The 7293-nt window shown below is 72.2% G+C and carries 6 protein-coding genes; 1 reads left to right on the forward strand and 5 read right to left on the reverse strand.

The features are described from left to right. Window positions 1-22: 22 nt before the first annotated feature. Entirely contained in the window at window positions 23-1795 is a 1773-nt protein-coding gene (locus tag ACFUN8_RS19540) for an MFS transporter (RefSeq protein WP_383638829.1), read from the reverse strand. A 223-nt stretch (window positions 1796-2018) separates the two neighbouring features. On the opposite strand from ACFUN8_RS19540, the gene ACFUN8_RS19545 reads away from it, so the two are divergent. Continuing rightward, entirely contained in the window at window positions 2019-3569 is a 1551-nt protein-coding gene (locus ACFUN8_RS19545) for an MFS transporter (protein WP_383638832.1), read from the forward strand. Window positions 3570-3591: 22 nt separating this feature from the next. Here ACFUN8_RS19545 and ACFUN8_RS19550 read toward each other — a convergent pair whose 3' ends face one another. Genes ACFUN8_RS19550 through ACFUN8_RS19565 form a run of 4 tightly spaced genes read right to left on the reverse strand, consistent with a single transcriptional unit; the run spans window position 3592 to window position 7185 of the window. Continuing rightward, window positions 3592-4197: a response regulator gene (locus ACFUN8_RS19550; protein WP_383638834.1), complete on the reverse strand. Its 606-nt coding sequence runs from the start codon at window positions 4195-4197 to the stop codon at window positions 3592-3594. Continuing rightward, entirely contained in the window at window positions 4194-5486 is a 1293-nt protein-coding gene (locus tag ACFUN8_RS19555) for a sensor histidine kinase (RefSeq protein WP_383638838.1), read from the reverse strand. Before ACFUN8_RS19555 ends, ACFUN8_RS19550 begins: the two co-directional genes overlap by 4 nt. Further along, window positions 5483-6208, reverse strand: coding sequence for an ABC transporter permease (locus ACFUN8_RS19560; protein ID WP_383638841.1), 726 nt, complete (start codon window positions 6206-6208; stop codon window positions 5483-5485). The genes ACFUN8_RS19555 and ACFUN8_RS19560 overlap by 4 nt, the downstream gene beginning before the upstream one ends. Next, entirely contained in the window at window positions 6208-7185 is a 978-nt protein-coding gene (locus tag ACFUN8_RS19565) for an ABC transporter ATP-binding protein (RefSeq protein ID WP_383638844.1), read from the reverse strand. The genes ACFUN8_RS19560 and ACFUN8_RS19565 overlap by 1 nt, the downstream gene beginning before the upstream one ends. Between the last annotated feature and the right edge of the window lie 108 nt (window positions 7186-7293).

Below are 7293 nucleotides of genomic sequence, written 5' to 3' on the forward strand. Positions count from 1 at the left end.
CCGTCCCGCGCGCCGACGCGCCCTACGACCGCACCGCCGCCCGAGGCGCCAGGACCAGGTCGACATCCACCGTGAGGCCGTCGCCGAGATACGTCACCGGGTGGGCGTACGGAGCGTGGCCCGTGGCCGAGCCGGCCAGGACGTACCGACCGGCCGCCGGGGCCGCGAGCGCGTACCTGCCCTCGTCGTCCGCCGTGGTGAGGCCCGCCTGACGGCCGCGAGGGTCGATCAGCGTGACGTTCGCCCGTGCGACGGGCGCGCCGTCGGCGTCCAGCACCCGGCCGCGGAATCCCCGAACGGCGGGTGCGGCGGGCGGGGCGACGTCGTCCTCGCTGCTGGCCAGCAACTCGGTCCGGGTCGACGCCTTGTGGGACGGCAGGAACGCCGCCAGTGCCAGACCACCGAGCACGGCGACGGTGGCGATCACGAACGAGATACGGAAGCCGTGCAGGCTGGGCACCGCCGTGGGACCCGTACCGATCGCCGTACGCGCCAGCACCATCCCGATGACGGCGCTGGAGACCGACGTACCGATCGAACGGGCCAGCGTGTTCAGCCCGTTGGCCGCGCCGGTCTCCTTCGGGTCGACCGCACCGACGATCAGGGCGGGCAGCGAGGAGTACGCGAGACCGATGCCCGCGCCGAGGACCACCGAGATCACGACGGTCTGCCAGGCGGCGCTCATCATGACCAGCCCCGCGCCGTAACCGACCGCTATGACGGCCATGCCGATCATCAGCGAGACCTTGGGGCCGCGCCGCGCCGAGATCCGGGCATAGACCGGTGCGACGAACATCATCGTCAGACCGAGCGGTGCGACGCACAGGCCCGCGACCACCATCGACTGGCCGAGGCCGTAACCGGTGGAGGTGGGGAGCTGCAGCAGCTGCGGGAGGATCAGCGACACCGCGTAGAACGCGACGCCGACCATCACCGAGACGAGGTTGGTGAGCAGCACCTCGCGGCGCGCGCTGGTACGGAGGTCGACGAGCGGGGCCTTGAGCCGCAGCTCCATCCAGCCCCACAGCCCGAGGATCACCACGGCCACACCGAACAGCCCGAGCGTCGTGGACGAGGTCCAGCCCCAGGTGCTGCCCTTGGTGACCGGCAGCAGCAGGGCGACCAGGCCCGCGGAGAGCCCGAGCGCGCCGAACCAGTCGAACCGGCCGCCGGCCCGTACCGAACTCTCCGGTACGACGAGAACGGTCAGCACCATCGACAGCACGCCGAGCCCGGCGGCGCCGAAGAACAGCGTGTGCCAGTCGGCGTGCTGGGCGACGAACGCGGCGGCGGGCAGGGCGAGTCCGCCGCCCACGCCGATCGACGAACTCATCAGCGCCATCGCCGAGCCCAGCTTCTCGCGGGGCAGCTCGTCACGCATGATGCCGATGCCCAGGGGTATCGCGCCCATCGCGAAGCCCTGGAGCGCGCGGCCGGCGATCATCACCGTCAGATCGTCGGTGAACGCGCAGACCAGCGAGCCGACGACCATGACGGCGAGACTCGCGAGCAGCATCCGGCGCTTGCCGTACAGATCGCCGAGCCGTCCCATGATCGGGGTGGACACCGCACCGGCGAGGAGGGTCGCCGTGATGACCCACGTCGCGTTGTCGGGCGAGGTGCGGAGCAGCGCGGGCAGGTCCTTGATGATCGGGACGAGCAGGGTCTGCATGACGGCGACGGTGATGCCGGCGAACGCGAGTACGGGTACGACACCGCCGGGCCCCCGCTTACGCGGAACGGCCCCGGGGGCGGGGCCGGATCCGGCGTACTGGTCGGGTGTCGCTTGTGGCATAGGTGAAGCCTCCGGGCAGGCGAGGAGTGAGCAAGGCCATCAAAAAGGGTGCTTGAGGCCACTAAGTAGATGCGAGCTGAACGCTTCCCGGTGGCCCCGGTATTCCTGACCCCGGTGTTCCTCACCCGCCCGGCACCGCACAGGGGCCTAGGTCCGGCGGCCCCGTCCCGTACACCGATGTCCCCATGTACGGGGCAGGGGTGGGGGTGTAACTATTACCGCCATGTCCCACGTCCCGGCAGGCACCGCACCCGAAACCGACCCCAGGCCGACAGCCGACCCCGAAACCGAGGTCAAAGCCGAAGCCGAGGCCGAGGCCGACCCTGAGACCGAAACAGGTCCCGGGGCCGGTCCCGAGATCGGTTCCGGGTCCGAGTCCGGCGCCGTCGGTACCCGGTCGACCCGTACCTGGGCCGTCATCCTCGCCGCGTGCGCCGGGCAGTTCCTCGTCGTCCTCGACGTCTCGGTCGTGAATGTCGCCCTGCCGTCGATGCGCATCGACCTCGGCCTGAGCACCATCGGCCTCCAGTGGGTGCTCAACGCCTACTCGATCGCCTTCGCCGGGTTCATGCTCCTCGGTGGCCGGGCCGCCGACATCTTCGGGCGCAAGCGGATGTTCCTCGCCGGTCTGGGCGTCTTCACCGTCGCGTCCCTGGCCGGCGGTCTCGCGCAGGAGGGCTGGCAGCTCCTCGCCGCCCGTGGTGTGCAGGGGCTCGGCGCCGCCGTGCTGGCCCCCGCGACCCTCACCATCCTGACCGCCGCCGTCCCCGCCGGACCGGCGCGGACGCGGGCCATAGCGACCTGGGCGGCCGTCGGCGCGGGTGGCGGCGCGGCGGGCGGGCTCGTCGGCGGCGTCCTCACCGACGTGCTGTCCTGGCGCTGGGTGCTGCTGATCAATGTGCCCGCCGGGGCGCTGGTCCTGGTCGCGGCCGTGCTGTGGCTGACGGAGAGCCGGGCGAAGGAGGCGCGGCGCCGGCTGGACCTGCCGGGCGCCGTACTCGTCACGGGCGGTCTGGCCGTCGTCGCCTACGGCATCGTGCAGACCGAGCAGGCGGGCTGGGGCGCCGCCGCGACACTCGTGCCGCTGCTCGGCGGACTGCTGCTGCTCGCCGCCTTCCTGCTGGTGGAGGCGCGCACGAAACAGCCGCTGATGCCGTTGCGGCTCTTCCGGGTACGGGCGGTGTCGGCGGCCAACGCGGGCATGGTGGTGACGGGTTCGGCGTCGTTCGCGATGTGGTTCTTCATGACCGTCTACGCCCAGAACGTCCTCGGCTACACACCCCTGGAAGCGGGCCTCGCGCTCATACCCAGCTCGCTGAGCGTCGTGCTCGGCTCCAAGCTGGCGCCCCTGGTGATGCGGCGCGTCGGCGCCCGGCACGTCGCCGTCCTCGGCGCGCTCGTGGGCGCCGTCGGCTTCGGCTGGCAGTCGATGATGACCGCCGACGGCACCTTCCTCAGGACGATCCTGGGACCCGGCATCCTGATGATGGCCGGCGCCGGGCTGGCCATGACACCGCTCGCCGCCCTCGCGACGGGGAGCGCCGCACCCGGCGAGGCCGGGCTCGTCTCCGGCCTCGTGAACACCTCGCGGACCATGGGCGGGGCCATCGGCCTCGCGGTCCTTTCGACGGTCGCGGCGGCGCGTACGGCGCACGGGACCGGTCCGGGCGCGCTCACCGAGGGGTACGCGCTGGCCTTCAGGACCGGCTCGGGGCTGCTGCTCGCGGCGGCCGTGCTGATGTTCTTCTGGCTGCCGCGCCACTCGGACACGTAACTCCGTTCCCCGGGAGGGCTGTTCAGAGCCAGCCCTGCTGACGGGCGGCCCGTACGGCCTCCATGCGGTTACGGGTGTGGGTCTTGCCGATCGCCGACGAGAGGTAGTTCCGTACGGTCGACTCGGACAGATGCAGCCTCGCCGCGATGTCGGCGACGGTCGCGCCGTCCACGGAGGCGTTCAGCGCGTCCCGTTCCCGTGCGGTCAGCGGGCTCGGCCCCGCGCTCAGCGCGGCGGCGGCCAGCGCCGGATCGACGACGGTCTCGCCCGCGAGCACCCGTCTGATCGACTCGGCCAGCTCCTCCACCGGCCCGTCCTTGACCAGGAACCCGGCGGCCCCCGCCTCCATGGCCCGGCGCAGATAGCCCGGCCTGCCGAAGGTGGTGAGGATCAGGACCCGGCAGTCGGGGAGCGCGTCGCGCAGGTCGGCGGCGGCGTCGAGACCGCTGCGGCCGGGGAGTTCGATGTCGAGCAGCGCCACGTCGGGGTGCGCGGTGAGCGCCGAGGCGACGATGGCGTCCCCGGTGGACACCTGGGCGACCACCTCCATGTCCCTCTCCATGCCGAGCAGGAGTGCGAGGGCGCCGCGCATCATGCCCTGGTCCTCCGCGAGAAGGACTCTGATCATGCCGGTCGCTCCGAATCCGTCGGTGAAGGTGAGGTCGTCGGTGAGGTCGTCGGTGAAGTGGTCGGTGGGGTGCTCCGTGAAGCGGTCGCCATGGTCGTCGGCGCGTCCGTCGTGGGATCCACCGGGAGGACGGCCGTGACCTGGAAGCCGCCCCGTCCCGCCGGTCCCGCGTCGAGCGAGCCGCCCGCCACCGCCAGCCGCTCGGTGAGCCCCTTGAGGCCCGTACCCCTGCCGCCGGTCCCTCTGCCGTCCGTCCCCACGCCACCCGTCCCCGCGCCGTCCGCATCGACGGCGGCCGGTCCGGAGCCTACGCCGCGGCCGTCGTCCGTGATCACCAGCCGGACCCGTTCCGGTGCGCCGTTCACCGTGATCTCGCACCGGGTCGCCCCGCTGTGCCGTACGGCGTTGGTGACGGCCTCCCGTACGACCCAGCCGAGCAGCGCCTCCGTACGCGGCTCCAGCGGCGGCCCCGACTGCCGTACGACGGGCTCGATCCCGGCGGCGGTCAGCGCGGAGCGCGCCCGGTCCAGCTCGGTGGACAGGCTGGCGTCGCGGTAGCCGGTGACGGCCTCGCGGATCTCCGTCAGCGCCTGCCGGCCGACGGACTCGATGTCGGTGACCTGTTCCAGTGCCGCGTCCATGTCGCGCGGCGCGAGCCGGCGCGCGGCCTCCGACTTCACCACGATCACGGACAGCGTGTGGCCGAGCAGGTCGTGCAGATCGCGCGAGAAACGCAGCCGCTCCTCCTCGACCGCCGAGCGCGCCAGCTCCTGCCGGGTGGCGCGCAGCTCCACGACCGTCTCGGACAGGGCCAGGATCGCGGCGGTGACCAGCATCGACATGACCGTGCCGTACGCGATGGCGACCGCGCCCCAGCCGTCGTGGAGCGCCGCGACGACCGCGACGACCACCGTCAGCGGCGCGCCCACCAGGGCGAGGTACCGGCCGCGCAGCACCGTGCCGCAGGCGAGTCCGAACAGCGGGAAGAACAGCAGCCAACTGCCGCCGTAGGTGCCGCCGAGGCCGAACGTCATCACGGCCATCCCGGCGAGCGACCACCAGGTGCCCCGGCTGTTGCGCGTCGCCGGGTGGAAGGCGCGGAACACCACGTTGATGTAGAGGGAGTTGAAGACGAACAGACCGACGCCGCCGAGCCACGGATTGGGGGTCTGGCCCTGGACGAGGTTGGAGAGGGAGCCGAGGCCGAGCAACAGCCAGGGCAGCATGGCGAAACCGGAGGCCGGGCCCGGCCGTTGCCTGCGCCGTGCCTTCGTCGGATTGTCGGTCATACCGTCCTCGCAGACTTGCGGTAGGACATCACAGCGTACGAACCGAAGACCGCCAGCCAGCCGAGGAGCACCGCGACCGCCGCGATTCCCGGGGCGTGGCCGTTGGTCGTGGCCCAGCCGAGTTCGGCGAAGCCGTGGGCGGGGGTGTACTCGGCCACCGTCCGCAGCCAGCCCGGGAAGGCTTCGATCGGGAACCAGAGCCCGCCGATCACCGCCAGACCCATCAGAGCGGCCACGTTGAGCACTCCGGCGGTCTGCGCGGAGAGCCGGTAGCCGTTGCCGATCCCGAACAGCGTGAACGGCAGCGTGCCCCCCCACAGCAGCAGGACCAGCACCACCCACTGCCACGCGTCGAGCCGTACGCCGTTGGACACGGCGCCGGACGTGAGGACCGCCAGGATCGCGGGCAGGACGGTCACCGAACTGGTGACCGCGCGGCCGAGTACGACCTGACGGGGCCGCATGGGGGTGATGCGCAGCTGGCGCAGCCAGCCGAGCGAACGGTCCTCGGCGATGCCCGTGCCGACGCTGACGGCGGCGCCGAGCGCGCCGTAGGCGGCCATGCCGACCATGGCGGTCGTCTTCCAGGCGTTGTCGCCGTCGTCGGCGGCGCCGAGGTTGGTGAACAGCATGTACATCAGCACGGGCATCCCGGCGCTGAAGATCACGAATCCCGGGTCGCGCAGTGTGCGCCGTACTTCGAGCCTGACGTAGTCGAGCATCACACCGTCTCCTTCGCGCCCTGTGCGGCGGCGGGCTTCGTGTCCTGTGGGGCAACGGGCTTCGCGTCCTGTGCGGCGGTGAGCGTGAGGAACGCGTCCTCCAGCGTGGCGTGGGCGACCTCCAGGCCCCGCACCTTGCCGAGGCCGACCAGCGCCATCACGGTCGCGTCGGAGTTGTCCGTACGCAGCCGGGCCCGGTCGCCCCGTACCTCCACCGACACGACACCCGGCAGTGTGCCGAGCCCTTCCGTGCCGTGCCCCGCCAGGTCGAAGGCCACGAGATGGCCGCCGACCGCGCGCTTGATCCGCTCGCCGCTGCCGTCGGCGACGATCCGGCCGTGGTCCATGACGACGATCCGGTCGGCGTTGTCGTCGGCCTCCTCCATGTAGTGCGTGGAGAACAGGACGGTGTTGCCCCGGCGCGCATAGGCCCGCATCGACGCCCAGAACGCGCGCCTGGCCTCCACGTCGAGGGCCGCCGTCGGCTCGTCCAGGACGATCAGCTCGGGGCTGCCCGCCAGGGCGACGGCGAAGCGGACGCGCTGCCACTGGCCGCCGGAGAGTTTGTCGACGCGGCGGGCGGCGAGTTCGGTGAGCCCGGCGAGGCGCAGGGCCTCGGAGACGGGCAGCGGGTGCGGGTAGGTGCTCGCCATGAACGACACGAGTTCGCGTACCGTCGCGCGGCGGATCGGCCCGCCGTCCTGGAGCATCGCGCCGACCCGCCCCGACCGCACCGCGCGCTCGGGGGTGTCGCCGAAGAGGCGGACGCGTCCGCTGTCGGGCTCGTCGAGGCCGAGCAGCAGGTTGATGGTGGTGGACTTGCCGGCGCCGTTGCGGCCGAGGAGGGCGACGGTCTCGCCGCGTGCGATGTCGAGGTCGACGCCGGCCACCGCGCGTACGGCGCCGAAGGACTTGACGGCGCCTTCGACGCGTACCGCCGTGGTCGTTGGCGGGGTCGTTGCCGTGGTCTGTGTCATGCCGACGACGCTACGGAGAGCGCGTGGGGCTCCGGCAGATGCGCATGTACGGACTCGGCCGGGACAAATGTCCTACCGGCGGTCGCCGGGCGGGCCGCGTACACGGCC

Source organism: Streptomyces sp. NPDC057307 (genome assembly GCF_042667665.1).
GTDB lineage: Bacteria > Actinomycetota > Actinomycetes > Streptomycetales > Streptomycetaceae > Streptomyces.

What these genes read in the sequence shown, in the direction of transcription:
- ACFUN8_RS19540 (WP_383638829.1), bottom strand. Translation starts at nt 1,795, where the DNA reads ATGCCACAAGCGACACCCGACCAGTACGCCGGATCCGGCCCCGCCCCC.
- ACFUN8_RS19545 (WP_383638832.1), top strand. Translation starts at nt 2,019, where the DNA reads ATGTCCCACGTCCCGGCAGGCACCGCACCCGAAACCGACCCCAGGCCG.
- ACFUN8_RS19550 (WP_383638834.1), bottom strand. Translation starts at nt 4,197, where the DNA reads ATGATCAGAGTCCTTCTCGCGGAGGACCAGGGCATGATGCGCGGCGCC.
- ACFUN8_RS19555 (WP_383638838.1), bottom strand. Translation starts at nt 5,486, where the DNA reads ATGACCGACAATCCGACGAAGGCACGGCGCAGGCAACGGCCGGGCCCG.
- ACFUN8_RS19560 (WP_383638841.1), bottom strand. Translation starts at nt 6,208, where the DNA reads ATGCTCGACTACGTCAGGCTCGAAGTACGGCGCACACTGCGCGACCCG.
- ACFUN8_RS19565 (WP_383638844.1), bottom strand. Translation starts at nt 7,185, where the DNA reads ATGACACAGACCACGGCAACGACCCCGCCAACGACCACGGCGGTACGC.